The sequence below is a fragment of the Achromobacter sp. ESBL13 genome (genome assembly GCF_036668755.1).
Lineage (GTDB): Bacteria > Pseudomonadota > Gammaproteobacteria > Burkholderiales > Burkholderiaceae_B > Achromobacter.
The window spans coordinates 567598-584658 of record NZ_JAZEVT010000002.1 but is presented as its reverse complement, the minus strand read 5'-3'; the positions used below and the strand labels follow the sequence as shown (position 1 = coordinate 584658).

The window sequence follows — 17061 nt, the reverse complement described above, 5'->3', positions numbered from 1 at the left end:
GATCTTGCATGGGCTACGCAAGCAGCACCTATCCCCATGCAAGATCCGTTCCACTTTTTCAGGAGTGCCCCGATGGTCCCGACCCGCCGTTCCTTCCTGCTTCGCGCCACCGCCGCCGCCCTCTTCACGGCTGGCCTTGCCTTGCAACCGGCGCTTGCCGCCGACCCCATCAAGATCGGCCTGATCACCGCGCTGTCGGGTGAGTCGGCGCGCGCCGGCGAAGCGCTGACGCGCGGCATGAGCATCGCCATCGACGAGATCAACGCCAAGGGCGGCCTGCTGGGCGGACGCCAGATCGTGCTGGTGCGGCGCGATGACGAAGGCAACCCCGCCAAGGGCATGGCCGCCGCGCGCGAGCTGATCTTCAAGGAAAAGGTGGCCGTGCTGTTCGGCGGCCTGGACACGCCGGTGTCGATGGCGATCGTGCCCATCGTGAACCAGGAAAAAGTGCCGTTCATGGGTCCGTGGGCTGCGGGCACCGCCATCACGCAGAACAAGGGCAACCCGAACTTTGTGTTCCGCGTGTCGGCCATGGACGAGATCGTTGACAGCGCCATGCTTCAGTACGCGCAAAAGACGTTTCAGACGGCCAAGCCCGGCTTGATCCTGGTGAACAACCCCTGGGGCGAATCGAACGAAAAAGGCCTGAACGCGGCCATGGCCGCCGCCAAGGTCACGCCGGCCGGCACTGAAAAATTCCAGCCCAACGACCTGGACGTAGTGCCGCAGCTGAGCCGCCTGAAGGCGGCCGGCGCCGACACGCTGTTCCTGGTGGGCAACGTGGGCCCGTCGGCGCAAGTGGTGAAGTCGCTGGACCGCATGGGCTGGAAGGTGCCGATCGTGTCGCACTGGGGCCCGGCGGGTGGCCGCTTCACCGAGTTGGCCGGCCCCAACGCCAAGAACGTGCACTTCGTGCAGACCTACAGCTTCTTTGGCACGCAAGGGCCCGTGGGCGACAAGGTAATGCAGGCGCTCAAGACCAAGTATTCCGACATCAAGGGCCCGCAGGACATCACCCCCGCCGTGGGCGTGGCCAACGCGTACGACGGCATGCAGCTGGCGGCGCTGGCGATTGCGCAGGCCGGCTCGACCGATGGGGATGCAGTGCGCCAGGGCTTCTACAAGATCGGCAAGTACGACGGCCTGATCAAGACGTACGAACAACCCTTCACGCCGACCTCGCACGACGCGCTGCGCGAGAACGACTACGTGTGGACGCACTTCATCGACAACCGCATCCTGCCCGTCAAGGGCACGCAATAAGGCGACGCGGCCCGGCATCGCCGGCCGCCACGCAAACCAGCATTTGAATCACGCGGGAGACGCGCATGTTGTTGATGTCCGCCATAGTCAGCGGCCTGGGTCTGGGAAGCATGTACGGGCTGATGGCCCTGGGCTTCTACCTGACCTATGCCGTGTCGGGGACGGTGAATTTTGCCCAGGGCAGTTCCATGATGTTGGGCGCCGTGCTGACCTATACCTTTGCGCAGACGCTGGGCTGGCCGCTAGCGCCCGCGCTGTTGGTGGCGCTGGCTTTGTGCGGCGTATATGGCCTGGTGGTCGAACGCCTGGCCGTGCGGCCGTTCGCCAGCCGGGGTTCCAACGCATGGTTGATGTCGACGGTGGCGCTGGGCATCGTGCTGGACAACGTGGTGATGTTCACCTTCGGCAAAGAGCCGCGCAGCCTGCCGTCTCCGCTGGCCCAGGCCCCGCTTGAAATCGGTGGCCTGGGGCTGGGCATCTATCCGCTGCAATTGCTGATTCCGCTGGTCGGGCTGGCGCTGGCGGCCGCCCTGCATACCTTGTCGCGTCGCACGCGCTGGGGCGTGGCGCTGCTGGCCGTGGTGCAAAACCCGAACGCCGCGCGCCTGATGGGCATCCCGGTGCGCCACGCCATCATGGCCGCGTTTGCCGTGTCCACGCTGTTCGCGGGCGTGGCCGGCGCACTGGTGGCGCCGCTGTTCAACGTGCAGGCGGACATGGGCACGCTGTTCGGGCTGAAGGCGTATGTGGTCGCCATCCTGGGCGGCATCACCAGCGCCTGGGGCGTGATGATCGCGGGCCTGCTGTTCGGCGTGGTCGAAGCGCTGATCACCGTGGCGCTGGGCTCCGGATACACCCAGATCATCAGCTTCACGCTGGTGATCGTCATGCTGGCCGTGCGTCCCAACGGACTCTTCGGCCGCGCCGATGTCAGGAAGGTCTGATGAATAAGCAACTTGCATCGCGCTGGCTACCGCTGGCGCTGTACGCCGTGCTGGCCGTGGCGGCGCTGGCTCTGGCAGCCACCGTCAATGGCTACTACGTCTTCGTGCTGGGCAACGTGGCCTTGCTGGCGCTGGCCGGCATCGGCTTGAACGTATTGCTGGGCCTGACGGGGCAGATGTCGTTCGGACACGCGGGCTTTTACGCCATCGGCGCCTACACCGTGGCCATCCTGACCGGCCAGGCGGGCTGGAGCTTCTGGTTGGCGTGGCCGGCGGCGGCGGGGGTGGCGGGCGCCTTTGGCCTGCTGCTGGCGCTGCCGGCGTTGCGCGTCAAAGGTCCGTACCTGGCGATGATCACCATCGCGTTCGGCTTCATCGTGGAACACGCGCTGATTGAAGGCGGCGATATCACCGGCGGCCAGAACGGGCTGATGGGCATCGCGCAGCCCTCGCTTGCCGGTATCGGCGGCGACCGGGGCGTGGCGATGCTGGCCATCGTTGCGGTGTTCGTGGCGTTGGCCGCCTACGCGTTGCTGTCGCGCGGGACCTGGGGCGCGGCGATGCGCGCCGTCAAGGACAGCGAGACGGCCAGCGAATCCATCGGTATCAACCCCTTGATGGTCAAGACCGTGGCGTTCATGGTGTCGGCCGCCGTGGTCGGCCTGGCGGGCGGCCTGGTTGCGCCGCAAGCCGGCATGATCACGCCGCACAACTTCAACTTCATGCAGTCGATCCTGTTCGTGCTGGCGGTGACGCTGGGCGGCGCGGGCTCGTTGGCCGGCCCCTTGTTGGGCGCGGTGGTGGTGGGCCTGCTGCCCGAACTGCTGTCCAGCCTGGAGGAATACCGGCTGCTGTTCTTCGGCGCCTTTCTGTTGGTGGTGTTGTGGGCTGCGCCGGACGGCGTGGCGGGCTTGCTGTCACGCTGGCGGCGCCGCGCGGCGAACCATGCGCTGGCGCCACGCCAAGGTGGCGGCATGGCGGCCGCCGCGCGCGACCGGCGCGTGTTGCGCGCGGACGCGCTGACGATGACATTTGGCGGCGTGCGCGCGGTGCAGTCCGTGTCGTTCGACGTACCACCGGCCGCCGTCACCGCGCTGATCGGGCCCAATGGCGCGGGCAAGTCCACCGTTATCAACATGCTTAGCGGCTATTACCAACCGACCAGCGGCGCGGTGTCGCTAGGCGATGCGCCGCTGGCCGCGCTGCCCGCCTACCGCGTGGCGCGCAGCGGCATCGCGCGCACGTACCAGACGTCGCAGCTGTTCGACACGTTGACGGTGGAAGACAACGTGGCGCTGGGCATGGTGCGCGGCCGGCTGGGCGGTTTGCTGGCCTCGCGCCGCTACCTGGCGGCCGACGTGCGCCAACGCGCCCGCGCGCTGCTGGCCTTCTGCGGCTACGAGGGCGCGCTGGATGTGCCCGCCGCCGACCTGCCGCACGTAGACCGGCGGCTGGTCGAGATTGCGCGCGCGCTGGCCACGGATGCCGACATCCTCTTGATGGACGAGCCCGCCGCCGGCCTGTCGCGCGAAGACAAGACGCGCCTGGCGGGCCTGCTGCGGCGCATCGCCGATGCGGGCGCCGGCGTGCTGCTGGTGGAACACGACATGGCGCTGGTGATGGGCGTGTCCGATCACATCGTGGCGATCGACGCCGGTCGTGAATTGGCCAAGGGCAACCCCACGCAGATCCAGCAGTCGCCAGCCGTGCGTCAGGCGTACCTGGGCGATGAAAACGCCCGGCGCGCGCCCGCCGCCCGGCAGCGCCCGGCCGGTGCGGCCATCGGCCCCGAAGTACTGGGCGTAGGGAATCTGGTGACGGGCTACGGCGCCAACCCCGTGCTGCACGGCATCGACCTGCAAGTGCGGCAAGGCGAAATGGTGGCATTGCTGGGTGCAAACGGCGCCGGCAAATCCACGCTGATGCGCACGCTGGCCGGGCTGCATCGGCCCGCCGAGGGCGGCATGCACCTGCAAGGCACCGAGCTGAACGGCCTGGCCGCCGACCGCATCGTTGCGCGCGGGCTGGTGCTGGTGCCCGAGGGGCGGCAGGTGTTTCCCGGCCTTAGCGTGCTGGACAACATCCGGCTGGGCGCGTTCCTGCATCCGCAAGACCGCGAGGCGCGCGTCGAGGAAATGCTGACGCGTTTTCCGCGCCTGCGCGAACGCCTGCATCAACGCGCCGGCCTGTTGTCGGGCGGCGAACAACAGATGCTGGCGATTGCACGCGGCTTGATGTCCAAACCGGTGATCCTGCTGCTGGACGAACCGTCGCTGGGTCTGGCGCCCAAGATTATCGACGAACTGTTCGAAGCGCTGGACCGCCTGCGCGCGGAGTCCATGACGATACTGCTGGTGGATCAGATGGCGGCGCTGGCGCTGTCCCTGGCCGACCGGGCCTATGTGCTGGAATCGGGACGCGTGGCGGCGCACGGCACGGCAGCGGAAATTGCGCAGGACGGCGCGCTGGCTCGGGCGTATCTGGGCGCTTAGCGGGGCATCAGGCCGCTTGCCGTACCGCCACGCTGCCCGGGTCCCAGCGGCGGCCGGGTACGGCGGCCAGCAGCGCTTGCGTGTACGGATGCGTGGGGTGTCTGAAGACGTCCGCGCAGCCTCCCTCCTCCACGATCTTTCCGTCTTTCATGACGGCCACGTGATCACAGACCTGCGCCGCCACCCGCAGATCGTGCGTAATGAACACGATGGACAAGCCCAGTTGCTGGCGCAGCCGCGCCAGCAACGCCAGCACTTGCGCCTGCACCGACACGTCCAGCGCCGAGACGGGTTCATCCGCGATCAGCACGCGCGGCCGCATCGCCAGGGCGCGCGCCAAGCCCACGCGCTGCCGCTGTCCGCCCGAAAATTCATGCGGATAACGCCTCACCGCATCCGCCGACAGGCCGACCAGTTCAAATAGCTCTTGTGCCAACGCCCATGCCTCGCGCCGGGGCATGCCGTGCACCATCGGGCCTTGCGCCACGATTTCACCCACGCGCTGGCGCGGGTTCAACGACCCATACGGATCCTGAAACACCATCTGCACGCGCTTGGCATGCGTGCGGCGCGCGGTGGCTCCCTTGAACGCCAGCGGCTCGCCCGCCAGCACGATGCTGCCCGCATTAGGCGTCTGCAAGCCCAGCAGCGTGCGCGCCAGCGTGGATTTACCCGATCCGCTTTCGCCGACGATACCCAGCGTCTGACCCTCCCGCAGCGTCAGGCCGACGTTGTCCAGCGCATGTGTCACGCGGTCCGGACGCCAGAACGCGCCGCGCTTGCGATACGTCTTGGACAGCGCCCGGGTCTGCAAGATGACCGGCGCATCGGCGTCCAGCGTCGCGCGCACGGCGGCGGGTTCCAACGGCGGCACGGCGGCAATCAGCGCGCGCGTGTACGGATGCTGTGGGCGCTCCAACACCTGCTCGGCGGAACCGCTTTCGACCAAGACGCCCTGCTGCATCACGGCCACCCGATCCGCAATCTCGGCCACCACGCCGAAGTCGTGCGTGATGAACAATACCGCGGTGCCTTTGCGCCGTTGCAGGTCGTGTATCAAGTGCAGTATCTGCGACTGCGTCGTGACGTCCAGCGCGGTCGTCGGTTCATCGGCGATAAGCAGCGCCGGTTCCAGGGCAAGGGCCATGGCGATCATCGCGCGCTGGCGCTGGCCGCCAGACAATTCATGCGGATAGGCGTGTACGGCCTGCTTGGGATTCGGCAGGCGGACGGATTCCAGCAGGTCCAGCGTGCGCCGCGCGATTTCAGCGTTTGGCAGACGGGTGTGGGTGCGAAAGACCTCGCCTATCTGATCGCCGACGCTGCGCAGCGGATTCAAAGCCGTCATGGGCTCTTGGAAGATCATGCCAATACGCCGGCCCCGCAAACGGCGCAAGGCCTCGGGCGACATTTGCAGCAGGTCCTGGCCTTCCCAATGAATCTGTCCGTCGCTGGCCCGCACGCCCTGCGGCAACAGGCCCAGGATGGCGCCGGCCGTCAACGATTTCCCGGACCCGCTTTCGCCCACCACGCACACGATCTCACCCGCCTTCACGCTAAGCGTCAGGTCTTTCAATGCGTGCGGCCGGTCGGCGCCCGGCGGAAGATCCACCGTCAAATTGTGAATGTGCAGCAATTCGGTCATGTTGGTTCAAGCCTTGCGCCGCCTAGGTAGACCCGCACAGGCATGCCGGGCTGGCAAGGCGACGTGATGGTTCTGCCGGGGGGAAGCCGCCGATAGTAGGCCCGCGCCATGCGCACGGCGAAATGCCGATTTCTCATTTGTTCATATTGGTTCAGGCACGCCGCGCGTCGTACGGGCCATGAAATGAAAACCAGATATCCACATGCGAATTCAATCGTTCAAGCGCGCCGCCGCGTGCGACAGACTTCAGGTCTTCCCAACGCGAATCCAGGAATCCCGATGTCTCTTCCCTCAGTCACCGGCCTAGACCACTACATCATCCGGGTCAACGATCTGCAGGCGGCGACGGACCGCTACGTGAAGCTGGGATTCAGCCTGGCACCGCAAGGCAGGCACCATCGCGGCACGCGCAACCAGACCATCATTCTTGATGCGAACTATCTGGAACTGCTTTATTTCCCAGAAGAACTGAAAGCCGAGTCGCGCTTCAGCGGTTACGACGATGCCTACGAAGGCCCCGTCGCCACCGCGCTGCAAACCACCGACAGCACGGCCGTGCACAAGGAACTGGCGCGGTTGGGCATCAGCGCCGACGATCCGCAAAGCGGCGGACGCCCCGTGCATCTTCCCGAAGGCAGTGAAGACGCGGCATGGATCAACACGAATTTTCCGGCCGGCTTGTTGGGCGTGCCCGACTTCTTCACGTGCGGCCATCTGACGCGCCATCTGGTGTATCGGCCGCAATGGCAGGACCACGCCAATGGTGCGCGCCGCATCGAATCGCTTGTCGCCGTGCATCCCGACCCCGCCTCTTTGCGTGCCGGCTATGAACGTGTGTTCGGGCCCATCGCCATCAGCGCGCTGCCTGACAACGGCCTGCAAGTGCGTCGCGGCAGCCTGCGCATCGACTTCCTCAGCCCTGCCGCCTTCGAGCAGCGTTACCCCCGCGTTCGCGTTCCGGCCGGTTTGCCGGCATCGGCGGGCGGCGGCTGGTTTGCCGGTTCGGTCATCGGTGTGCGCGACCTGGCAAAAACGCGCGCGCTGTTCGACGCCAATCAGGTGAACTATCGCGCCAACGCCCAAGGCGAACTGGTGGTGCCGCCGGAAGCAGGCGCGGGTGCGCTGCAAGTTTTTGTGCAAGAGGCGGCCTGAAATGAGCGACGCCCTGCCCGATTATTGGGACTGCTTCAGCACCGACTACGCGGCGGCGCGCGACGCCTTTGTGGCGATAGCCCAAGCGCGTGGCGCGGTGCTGTCCCGCCATGAACATCCCACGTTGAAAGACCCACACGGGCGCGCGCTGAGCGTGGATGTGGCCGTGCTGGGCCGCGCCGACGCTCCCCGCACGCATCTGGCGATCAGCGGCACGCACGGGCTGGAAGGCGCGGCGGGCTCCGCCGTGCAGATCGGCTGGTTGCGCGCCGATGGCGGCACGCCCTTGCCGGACGACGTCAACCTTGTGCTGGTGCACGCGTTGAACCCGTATGGCTACGCGTACGACTCGCGCACGACTGAAAACAACGTTGACCTGAATCGCAACTTTATTGACCACACGCGTCCCACACCGGCCAACCCGCACTACGCCACGCTACATCCGCATCTGATCCCGGCCGCCTGGACGGAGTCCGGCCTGGCGGCGGGCGCGCGCGAGGTCGAGAAATTCCGTGAAACTCACGGCGCCGACGTGCTGTTCAACACAACGGCGAGCGGCCAGTACACGCATCCGGACGGCCTGGTCTACGGCGGCACCGGCCCCGGATGGTCCAACCGCATCTTGCGCCGCATCGTCGACGAACATCTGGCCGCCAGCCAACGCGTGTCGTTTATCGACTGGCACACCGGCATCGGTGAATACGGCGAGCCGTTCTTCCTGTGCTTCAACGACGAAGGCAGCGCAGAACAGACGCAGGCCGCCCAATGGTGGGGCGCCGAGCGCGTGCGCGACCAGCGCCCGCATGGCCTGGCGCGACCTGACTACCAGGGCCTGGTGTTTCGCGGCGTGCAGCAGGCGTTGGGCAACCGCCCCTTGGCGGGCGCCGTCGTGGAGTTCGGCACGCGTGGCTTGCAGATGCGGGCCGCGCTAAGGCTGGACCAATGGCTGCGTTTCAAGGCCCCGCTGGCGCCCGATGCCGCGCGCGACAAGCAGTTGCGCGCCGACCTGATTGACGCCTTCGTGCCGGTATCCAGCGTGTGGCGGCGCAGCGCCCTCGCCCATGGCCTTGCCATCACCCGCCAGGCGATTGCCGGCGTGGCGTCCTGGTAAGCCCGCGTCCTATTTGTTCCTATTTCTTCCTATTTTTTCCTATTCCTTTTTCCCTCAAGCATTCATGAAAGCAATCGTATTGCGTGAACACGGCGGCAACGACAAGCTCCGCCTGGAAACCGAATTCCCTGACCCCGTCGCCGGGCCGGATGACGTCGTCATTCGTGTGCGTGCGTCATCCTTGAACTACCACGACGTATTCACGCGCCGTGGCATGCCCGGCATCAAGCTGCCCTTTCCCGTGATCATCGGCCTGGACGTCGCCGGCGAGGTCGTGCAGACCGGCCGGAATGTCCACGACTGGAAAGCCGGCGACCGCGTGCTGGTGGACCCGATCGACCGGGTGGACGGCGGGCTGGTGGGCGAAACCATCCATGGCGGCCTGGCGGAGCTTTGCCGCGTACCCGCGCACCAGTTGATTCGGCTGCCCGACGAGGTCAGCTTCGAACAGGCGGCGGCGCTGCCGGTGGCCTATGGCACCGCGCTGCGCATGATGAACCGCATCGGCCAGATCCAGGCCGGCGAAAAAGTGCTGATCCTGGGTGCCAGCGGCGGGGTGGGCGTATGTGCGGTGCAACTGGCCAAGCTGGCCGGCGCCGAAGTCATTGCCTGCGCGGGCACGCCGGAAAAAGGCGAGGCGCTGCGCGCGCTGGGCGCCGACCACATCATCCTGTACACCGAGGAAGACTTCCTGAAGGCCGTGCAGGAACGCTTTGGCCGCCCTGCCCGCCGTCGCGGCGCAAAGTCGGGCGGGGTGGACGTCGTGGTGAATTTCACCGGCGGAGACACGTGGGTGAAATCGTTGCGCTGCCTGCGCCTGGGCGGCCGCCTGCTGACCTGCGGCGCCACGGCGGGATTCGACCCCAAGGAAGACCTGCGATACATCTGGACGTTCGAACTTCAGATACGCGGCTCGAACGGATGGGATCGCGACGACCTGCTTGAACTGCTGGAGCTGGTGCGCAGCGGCAGGCTGCACGTGCAGGTGGACCGTACCTGGCCGCTGGCGCAAGGCGCGCAGGCATTGGCATCGCTGGAAGATCGCAAGATCGTCGGCAAAGTGCTGGTGACCTCATGAGCGACGTGCTGAACGCCAGCCAGATCCAGGCCAAATTCGACGATTCGCCCTTCATCGCATGGCTAGGCCTGACGGTCAGCGCCGTGGATCACGAGCGCGGCGAACTGACCGTGCTGGCGCCGATGCGGCCGGAGTTCGAACGGGGTGCCGCCAGCGGCCAATGGCATGGCGGCCCGTTGGCCGCCGTGATCGACACGGTAGGCGATTTTGCCGTCGGCATGCTGCTGGGCCGTGGCCTGCCCACCATCAACTTTCGCGTCGACTACCTGCGGCCCGCCATTAACACCGGCCTGACCGCCGTGGCGCGCGTGCGCCGCAATGGCCGCAGCGTCGGCGTGGCGGATGTGGATCTCTACAACGATCAGGGCGCGCTTGTCGCCATCGGCCGCGCCACCTACGCCACGCTCAGCCAAGGCTGATAGCGCAACACCATAAGGATGTCCATCATGACTCAAGCCCCGCGCCTCGGAAGGCGCGCCTTCCTGACCCGAACCGCCGCAAGCGGCCTGGCCGCCAGCGCGCTGGGCGCGGTGCCGCGCACGCTGCTCGCCGCCACCGCCCAAGCGGGTACGGACGCCGGCCCGGCGCGCAAGGGTGGCACGCTGGTCGCCAGCTGGGGCGGCCTGGAGCCACAAGCCTTGTTCGTGCCCGGTGGCGGCGGATCCAGCCCTTTTCAGACGTCAACCAAGATTCTGGAACGACTGCTCAAGCTGGATGCCGACTTGAAATTCCAACCGGCGTTGGCGCTAAGCGTGACCCCGGCGGCGGACTTTCGCAGCTACACCATCAAGCTGCGCGAAGGGGTCACCTGGCATGACGGCACGCCCTTCACATCCGCCGACGTGGTCTACAACGTGTTGCAGCACTGGAAGCCGATTTCCGCCGGCATCGCGCTGAAGTCGTTGACGGACGCCACTGCCCCGGACGCGCACACGGTTGTGCTGACGTTCAACGCACCGGTGCCGGAGTTCTTTTTGAAGTCCACGTTGTCCGGCCAGTATCAGCTGCTGGTTCCCAAGCATCTGTATGACGGCAAGGACCTGATCACCAATCCGCTGAACAACACGCCCATTGGCACGGGCCCATGGAAATACGGCAAATGGGTGCGCGGCAGTCACGTGGAATACCTGCGCAACGACAAGTATTGGAAGCCGGGCGAACCCAATCTGGACAAGCTGATCATCCGCTGGTGGTCCGACCCGGCCTCGCGCGGCGCGGCGTTGGAAACAGGCGAGCTGGGCCTGGCCTATTCCAACCCGGTGCCGGCGCGCGACATCGACCGCCTGGTCAAGACAGGCAAGGTCGTGGTGGACACGCGGGGCTACCAGAACACCGCGTGGACCGTCACGGTGGAATTCAATCAGCGCCGCGACATCGTCAACCGACGCGAAGTCCGCCAGGCCATTCTTCATGCCATCGATCGACAGTTCATCGTCGACACGATCTACTACGGCCGAGGCAAGCCCGCCATCGCCCCCGTCTTCAGCAGCAACCCGCTGTTCTACACCGAGGACGTGCCGCGCTACCCCTTCGATCCGAAGAAGGCCGCCGCCTTGCTGGACGCGGCGGGCCTGCCCGTCAAGGACGGCAAGCGCTTCACCGTGAACCTGGTGGCAGCGGCGTGGTTTGAAGAGAATGCCAAGCTGGGCCAGTACCTGAAGCAGGCGCTTGAAGACGTGGGTATTGCCGTGAAGCTGGATTCGGTGGACCGCGCCACGGCGCTCAAGCGCATTTATGGCGATTACGACTACGACATCGCGGTGGCCAACTTCACGTCGCCGCTGGAGTTGGTGCCGACCGTGACGCAGTTCTTCACCACCGACGGCATCGTGAAAGGCGCCGCCTTTCGCAACGCCACGGGTTATTCGAACCCCGAGATGGACGCCGTGGTGGCCAAGCTGGCGGTCGAGACCGCGCCCGAGGCCCGCAAGGCGCTGGCCGCGCAATTCGCGCGCCTGGCATCGACCGACGTGCCGCTTGTGCCGCTGGTGGAAATCCAGTCGTTCACGCTGGCCGGCAAGAACGTACGCAACTTCACCACCGGCGCCAACGTCCAGGGCGAAACCCTGGCCGACGTCTGGCTGCAAGCGTAAGAGGCCCGCCATGCCCGTGCGTCTGATCTTGCGCCGCCTGCTCCAGGCCATTCCGCTGCTGCTGGGCGTGGTGGTGCTTAACTTCGCCCTGATCCAATCCGTGCCCGGCACGTTTCTGGACGTGATGACGGCCGAGCAGCAGGTCACCGACCCGGCGCTGATCGAGCGGCTGCGCGTGACGTACGGGCTGGACCAGCCGCCCACGGTGCAATTGCTGAAGTACATCGGATCGGTCGCCAGCCTGGACTTCGGCTACTCGTACCGGCATAACTTGCCGGTGCTTGACGTGATCCTGGCGCACCTGCCGGCCACGCTGGTGCTGATGCTGGCCAGCATCGCCATCGCCGTGCTGGTGGGCATGGCGGCGGGCATTGTGTCCGCCATCAAGGTCAACACGTGGTGGGACAGCGCGGTGTCGGCGTTTGCCGTGCTGTGCTTTGCCGCGCCCAGTTTCTGGCTGGGCATCATGTTGATCATTCTGTTTTCCGTGAAGCTGGGCTGGTTTCCCGTGGGCGGCATGGTCACCATAGGCTTGGATGGCGGATTCTGGACGCAGGCGCTGGACGTGCTGCACCACCTGGCGTTGCCGGCCATTGCGCTGGGCCTGTTCTATTCGGCGGCGTATGCGCGGGTGATGCGGGCGTCGATGCTGGAAGTCAGCCGCATGGACTATGTGCGCACCGCCCATGCCAAGGGCCTGACCCGTACCGCCGTGGTGCTTCGGCACATTCTGCGCAACGCGATGCTGCCCATCGTTACGCTGCTGGGCCTGCAACTGGGCGCGGTGCTGGGCGGCAGCATCGTGGTCGAAGCCGTGTTCAGTTGGCCGGGCATCGGCGGCGTGCTGTTCGACAGCGTCATGAGCCGCAACTACCCGGTGGTGCTGGGCATTCTGGTGCTCAGTTCCTTCGTGGTGGTGGTTGCCAACATCATCGTCGACCTGCTTTACAAGCGGATGGACCCGCGCATCAAGGCTGCCTGATATGTCCACATCCCCTGCATTTTCCGCCCCGCCCGCCACCCGGCTTGCACGCCCGCCCGCATCGTTCGCGGCCCGATTCATGCGCAATCGCGGCGCGGTGGCCGGCGCGATCGTCCTGCTGCTGGTGGCGCTGCTGGCCGCCGGCGCGGGCTGGCTGTATCCGACCAATCCGCTGCGTATTGTGGCTGCGCCGGAGATCTGGCCTTTTGAATCCTGGCGTTACCCCCTGGGCACGGATTCCATGGGGCGCGACATTGCCGCCCTGGTCGCGCATGGCGCGCGCGCCACGCTGTTGATCGGTCTGGTCGCGGCCGCCGCCGCCACGCTGATCGGCGTGAGCATCGGCGCGGCGGCCGCCTGGTTCGGCGGCTGGGTTGACGAAGCGCTGATGCGCGTCACCGAGCTGTTCCAGATCATTCCGAACGTGTTCTTCGTGCTGACGGTGGTATCGATTCTGGGACCGCATATCGAAGCCATCACGCTGGCCGTCGGGCTGGTGTCCTGGCCGCCCATTGCCCGGCTGACGCGCGCCGAATTCCTGTCATTCAAGGAGCGTGAGTTCGTGCAGGCGTGCCGCGCTGTCGGCATGAACCCCTTGCGCATCGTGGCCGGCGAGATCCTGCCCAACGCGCTGCCCCCCGTCATCGTCATGTCGTCGCTGGTGGTGGCGGGCGCCATTCTGTATGAATCCGTCGTGTCGTTCCTGGGGCTGGGCGATCCCAACATTGCAAGCTGGGGCCGGCTGGTCGGCGAAGGCCGCAGCCTGATCCGATCTTCCTGGTACATCTGCGCCGTGCCGGGCGTGGCGATCATGCTTGCCGTGCTGTCGCTGAACCTGGTTGGCGACGGCCTGAACGACGCGCTTAACCCCAAGCTGCATAAGCAGTAAGCCCCCACCGCCGGAACATTTTCATGACGCATACCCTGAACAATCTGGGCGACCTGACGGACCCGAGCGTGCCCGCCGATCTGCCCGCCATCGTAGACCTGCGCATCCCCGATGCCCCCGTCCATTACTCGCACGGGCAGATACGCGAACGCGCCGGCGGCGTGGCCGCATGGCTGACGGCACGCGGGCTGCCGGCGGGTTCGCGCATTGCCATCGCGGCGTTGAACCGCGCCGAATATCTGATTGCGTATTTCGGCATCATGCGCGCCGGCTTCGTGGCCGTGCCGATCAACATCAAGCAGACGCAAGAGAACATCGATTACGTGATCCGCGACGCGGGCATCGCGCTGGCCTTTGTTGATCGCGCCCGCCGCGCGTCGTTCGAGGACACCGTGCCCGTGCTGGACTTCGACGACGCGGGGCCAGAGGGCTTTGCCGCGCAGATCCAGCCCGCGCACTTTGCCAGCGTCACGCCCGCTTCCGAAGACGTGGCGCAGATGCTTTACACGTCCGGTTCCACCGGCAAACCGAAGGGCGTGCCGCTGACGCATGCGGGGCAGTTATGGGCGCTTGCCGCCACCTCGGGCGCGGCGCCGCGACGCGATCGTCAAGAGCGCTATCTTTTGGCACAACCCCTGTTTCACATGAATGGGCTGTTCATGGCCAAGCGCGCGTTCGCCGGCAACAGCCTGCTGGTGATCCAGCCCGCGTTCGACGTCAGCGCCTATGCCGACGCGCTGGAACGCTATCGCATCACCGTGCTGACAGCCGTGCCGACGATGTTCGCGCGGCTAGTCAAAGAGCCCGGCTTGCTGCGTGACCGCGACTTGTCGGCCCTGGGGCGCGTCATGCTGGGTTCCGCGCCCATGACCGTCGCGCTTTATCAGCGCATACAGGAAGCGTTGCCGCAGGCCACCATCACGCATGGCTACGGCACCACGGAAGCCGGACCGGCCGTGTTCGGCCCGCATCCCGCCGGCCTGCCCACGCCGCCGCTATCGGTGGGGCACCCCCTGGACCCGTCGCAAGTGCGGTTGGCGGACGGCCCAAGCGCCGATGAAGGCGTGCTGCTGATGAACAACCCGGCCGTGCTGTCCGGCTATCACAACCTGCCTGAAAAAAGCGCGCAGGTGCTGCAAGACGGCTGGTATTACAGCGGCGACGTCATGCGCCGCGACGCGGACGGTTTCTATTATTTTGTCGGGCGCGCGGACGACATGTTCGTATGCGGCGGCGAGAACATCTATCCGGTTGAAGTGGAAAAGCTGCTTGAGTTGCATCCCGATGTGCGCCAAAGCTGCGTGGTGCCGCTGGCCGACGAAGAACGCGGCCAGATCCCGGTCGCCTTTGTCGTGCGCCGCGACGGCAGCGCGTTGGATGCCGACGGCCTGAAGCAACATGCCCTGGCCAATGGGCCCGCCTACCAACACCCGCGTCGCATCCGATTCGTCAGCGAATTGCCGTGGGCCGGCACCAACAAGGTGGATCGCAACGCCTTGCTGTTGCAGGCGCGCCGGCTGGAAACGCACCAATCATGGACAAGCTACGAAACGGAGGCCGCATGAGCCAGAGCCAGAGCCAGAGCCAAGCATCGGACAGTCTTATCGGCAAGACAGCACTCATCACCGGCGCCAGCCGAGGCATCGGCCGCGCCATTGCGCTGGCGCTGGGCAGGCGCGGCGCGCATGTTGCCGTTCACTACCACGCAGCGGGCGACGCCGCGATTGAAGTCGCCGGCCTGATCCAGCGCCAGGGCGGTCAGGCCTGGACGCTGCAAGCCGATCTGTCCCAGGCGGACGGGGCCGCAACGCTGGCGCGCGATCTGCGCCGCACCTTGCTGGAACGCAATGGCACGGACGGGCTGGACATTCTTGTGAACAATGCGGGCGTGGGGCTGCGCGCGCTGCTTGCAGATGTCACGCCGCAAGACTTCGACCGCGTGCTGCAAGTGAATCTGAAGTCGCCCTTTTTTTTGATCCAGCAGACCCTGCCGTTCCTGCGCGACAACGGCCGCATCATCAATATTTCGTCGATGGGCACGCGGGCTGCCTACCCGGAAATGAGCGTCTATGCGCCTGCCAAGGCGGGGCTTGAAGCGTTGAGCCTGCTGCTGGCCCAGCAGTTGGGCGAGCGCGGCATTACGGTGAACGCGGTCCTGCCCGGCGCCACCCGCACGGACTTGAACCCGCGTGCACGCGACCCGGAGCTCAGTCGCGTCATCGCCAAAAGCGTGGCGCTGGGCCGCGTGGGTCAGCCCGAGGATATCGCCGACATCGTCGCCTTCCTGGCGTCGGACGAAGGGCGCTGGATCACCGGGCAACGCATCGACGCCACCGGCGGGCAGCGGCTGTAAATCTGGCGAGCGCGGCGCGCCGCTTCAATCCCCGCCGTCGCCGTTGCTGGCCAGACGCGCGCCCGCGCGCACGATGCCGCAACGCTTGTGCGCCCGCATCACCACGCCGACTTCACTGTTGAGCACGCCGTCCAGTTCGCCCAGGCGGCGTGTCGTCACTTCCCACAGATGCAGGCTGTCGCGGCACAGCACGTGCCAGAACAACTGCGACGCCCCGCTGGTGCCGAACAGGCAGCGGGTGTGCGGGTCCAGCGCCAGATGCGCCGCCATGGCGTCGACGGCTTGCGGCCGCACCTGCACCGAAATCACCGCTTCAACCGGAAAGCCGACCAACGCGGGTTCGACCTCGACGCGAAAGCTCAGTGCCCGGCGCTCGACCAGATGCTGAAGCAGGCGCTGCGCGGTGGGCTCGCTGACGCCGGCCTGCTCGGCCAGTTCAGCCAGGCTGGCGCGGCCGTCGCGCATCAGATGCGCCACCATGCGCGACTCTGCATCGCTTAACGCGGCGGGCGGCTGGGCCCGCGGCGCGTCCGGCACGGCGTCCGGTTGCGCCTGGATGCGCCACTGCCCGGCACGGCGAAACGGCCGCAGCACCAGCCGCGCTTCCACATGTTCAACGCCGTCGATCGACGGCAGCACGCGCGTGACCACGTCGGGCATATCCGCCGCATCGGCCAGGGTCAGTTCGGCCATCAAGTCGGCCGTGCCGGCCAGCGTGACGACCAGCTGGCTGATGTCCAGGCGCGCCAACTGTTCCGCCACCTCGGGCACGCGGCCGGATCGGCAGCGCACCCAGGCATGCAACACCACGCCCCGGCCCATGGCCAGCGGGTCCGGTTCGGCAATGACGCGCAGCGCGTCGGCGTCCATCAGGCGGCGGATGCGGCGCGCCACGGTACGTTCGGCGATACCGGTGGCCGCGCCCAGCTCGCGCCAGGACGCGCGGGGGTCTGCCTGCAACGCGATCAGGCAGGCCAGATCGGTGTCGTCCAGCGCTGGCATTAGGGGCTTACCCTTACTTGACGTGACTATATTCATTAATCTAACGTTCGCGCATTG

Annotated in this window: 14 protein-coding genes; 12 read left to right on the top strand and 2 right to left on the bottom strand. The window is 66.4% G+C overall.

The window, feature by feature from the left end; translation table 11 throughout:
- Positions 1 to 72 precede the first annotated feature (72 nt).
- The 3 genes from V6F88_RS11500 (at position 73) to V6F88_RS11490 (ending at position 4699) form a co-directional block, all read left to right on the top strand.
- The gene (locus V6F88_RS11500) at positions 73 to 1263 is read left to right on the top strand and encodes an ABC transporter substrate-binding protein (protein ID WP_332609596.1); all 1191 of its coding nucleotides are present in this window, start codon (positions 73 to 75) and stop codon (positions 1261 to 1263) included.
- Positions 1264 to 1328: 65 nt separating this feature from the next.
- Positions 1329 to 2207: a branched-chain amino acid ABC transporter permease gene (locus V6F88_RS11495; protein WP_046803008.1), complete on the top strand. Its 879-nt coding sequence runs from the start codon at positions 1329 to 1331 to the stop codon at positions 2205 to 2207.
- Complete coding sequence (locus V6F88_RS11490; RefSeq protein WP_332609593.1) at positions 2207 to 4699, top strand: branched-chain amino acid ABC transporter ATP-binding protein/permease; 2493 nt, start codon at positions 2207 to 2209, stop codon at positions 4697 to 4699. Before V6F88_RS11495 ends, V6F88_RS11490 begins: the two co-directional genes overlap by 1 nt.
- A gap of 7 nt (positions 4700 to 4706) precedes the next feature.
- Here the strand turns inward: V6F88_RS11490 and V6F88_RS11485 are convergent, their stop codons facing one another.
- Positions 4707 to 6344, bottom strand: a complete 1638-nt coding sequence (locus V6F88_RS11485; protein ID WP_332609591.1) for an ABC transporter ATP-binding protein — start codon at positions 6342 to 6344, stop codon at positions 4707 to 4709.
- Positions 6345 to 6623: 279 nt separating this feature from the next.
- Here V6F88_RS11485 and V6F88_RS11480 point away from each other — a divergent pair, with 279 nt between their 5' ends.
- The 9 genes from V6F88_RS11480 (at position 6624) to V6F88_RS11440 (ending at position 16002) form a co-directional block, all read left to right on the top strand.
- Positions 6624 to 7496, top strand: a complete 873-nt coding sequence (locus V6F88_RS11480) for a VOC family protein (RefSeq protein ID WP_332609590.1) — start codon at positions 6624 to 6626, stop codon at positions 7494 to 7496.
- A 1-nt stretch (position 7497) separates the two neighbouring features.
- Positions 7498 to 8607: a M14 family metallopeptidase gene (locus V6F88_RS11475; protein WP_332609589.1), complete on the top strand. Its 1110-nt coding sequence runs from the start codon at positions 7498 to 7500 to the stop codon at positions 8605 to 8607.
- 64 nt (positions 8608 to 8671) lie between these two features.
- Positions 8672 to 9685: a quinone oxidoreductase family protein gene (locus tag V6F88_RS11470; RefSeq protein ID WP_332609588.1), complete on the top strand. Its 1014-nt coding sequence runs from the start codon at positions 8672 to 8674 to the stop codon at positions 9683 to 9685.
- A complete protein-coding gene (locus V6F88_RS11465) occupies positions 9682 to 10104 on the top strand; it encodes a PaaI family thioesterase (RefSeq protein WP_332609587.1) in 423 nt (140 codons plus the stop codon). The genes V6F88_RS11470 and V6F88_RS11465 overlap by 4 nt, the downstream gene beginning before the upstream one ends.
- 27 nt (positions 10105 to 10131) lie before the next feature.
- Complete coding sequence (locus V6F88_RS11460; protein WP_332609586.1) at positions 10132 to 11778, top strand: ABC transporter substrate-binding protein; 1647 nt, start codon at positions 10132 to 10134, stop codon at positions 11776 to 11778.
- A gap of 10 nt (positions 11779 to 11788) precedes the next feature.
- Positions 11789 to 12760: an ABC transporter permease gene (locus V6F88_RS11455; protein WP_332609585.1), complete on the top strand. Its 972-nt coding sequence runs from the start codon at positions 11789 to 11791 to the stop codon at positions 12758 to 12760.
- 1 nt (position 12761) lies between these two features.
- Positions 12762 to 13649 (top strand): ABC transporter permease, encoded by an 888-nt coding sequence (locus V6F88_RS11450; protein ID WP_332609584.1) that lies wholly within the window; start codon positions 12762 to 12764, stop codon positions 13647 to 13649.
- 23 nt (positions 13650 to 13672) lie between these two features.
- Positions 13673 to 15214 (top strand): class I adenylate-forming enzyme family protein, encoded by a 1542-nt coding sequence (locus tag V6F88_RS11445; RefSeq protein ID WP_332609583.1) that lies wholly within the window; start codon positions 13673 to 13675, stop codon positions 15212 to 15214.
- Positions 15211 to 16002 (top strand): SDR family oxidoreductase, encoded by a 792-nt coding sequence (locus V6F88_RS11440; protein WP_332609581.1) that lies wholly within the window; start codon positions 15211 to 15213, stop codon positions 16000 to 16002. Before V6F88_RS11445 ends, V6F88_RS11440 begins: the two co-directional genes overlap by 4 nt.
- Before the next feature lie 24 nt (positions 16003 to 16026).
- Here the strand turns inward: V6F88_RS11440 and V6F88_RS11435 are convergent, their stop codons facing one another.
- Entirely contained in the window at positions 16027 to 17040 is a 1014-nt protein-coding gene (locus V6F88_RS11435) for an Lrp/AsnC family transcriptional regulator (RefSeq protein WP_332609580.1), read from the bottom strand.
- Positions 17041 to 17061 lie beyond the last annotated feature (21 nt).

Coding starts and splice junctions, on each gene's coding strand:
- V6F88_RS11500 (WP_332609596.1), top strand. CDS start 73: ATGGTCCCGACCCGCCGTTCCTTCCTGCTTCGCGCCACCGCCGCCGCC.
- V6F88_RS11495 (WP_046803008.1), top strand. CDS start 1,329: ATGTTGTTGATGTCCGCCATAGTCAGCGGCCTGGGTCTGGGAAGCATG.
- V6F88_RS11490 (WP_332609593.1), top strand. CDS start 2,207: ATGAATAAGCAACTTGCATCGCGCTGGCTACCGCTGGCGCTGTACGCC.
- V6F88_RS11485 (WP_332609591.1), bottom strand. CDS start 6,344: ATGACCGAATTGCTGCACATTCACAATTTGACGGTGGATCTTCCGCCG.
- V6F88_RS11480 (WP_332609590.1), top strand. CDS start 6,624: ATGTCTCTTCCCTCAGTCACCGGCCTAGACCACTACATCATCCGGGTC.
- V6F88_RS11475 (WP_332609589.1), top strand. CDS start 7,498: ATGAGCGACGCCCTGCCCGATTATTGGGACTGCTTCAGCACCGACTAC.
- V6F88_RS11470 (WP_332609588.1), top strand. CDS start 8,672: ATGAAAGCAATCGTATTGCGTGAACACGGCGGCAACGACAAGCTCCGC.
- V6F88_RS11465 (WP_332609587.1), top strand. CDS start 9,682: ATGAGCGACGTGCTGAACGCCAGCCAGATCCAGGCCAAATTCGACGAT.
- V6F88_RS11460 (WP_332609586.1), top strand. CDS start 10,132: ATGACTCAAGCCCCGCGCCTCGGAAGGCGCGCCTTCCTGACCCGAACC.
- V6F88_RS11455 (WP_332609585.1), top strand. CDS start 11,789: ATGCCCGTGCGTCTGATCTTGCGCCGCCTGCTCCAGGCCATTCCGCTG.
- V6F88_RS11450 (WP_332609584.1), top strand. CDS start 12,762: ATGTCCACATCCCCTGCATTTTCCGCCCCGCCCGCCACCCGGCTTGCA.
- V6F88_RS11445 (WP_332609583.1), top strand. CDS start 13,673: ATGACGCATACCCTGAACAATCTGGGCGACCTGACGGACCCGAGCGTG.
- V6F88_RS11440 (WP_332609581.1), top strand. CDS start 15,211: ATGAGCCAGAGCCAGAGCCAGAGCCAAGCATCGGACAGTCTTATCGGC.
- V6F88_RS11435 (WP_332609580.1), bottom strand. CDS start 17,040: ATGAATATAGTCACGTCAAGTAAGGGTAAGCCCCTAATGCCAGCGCTG.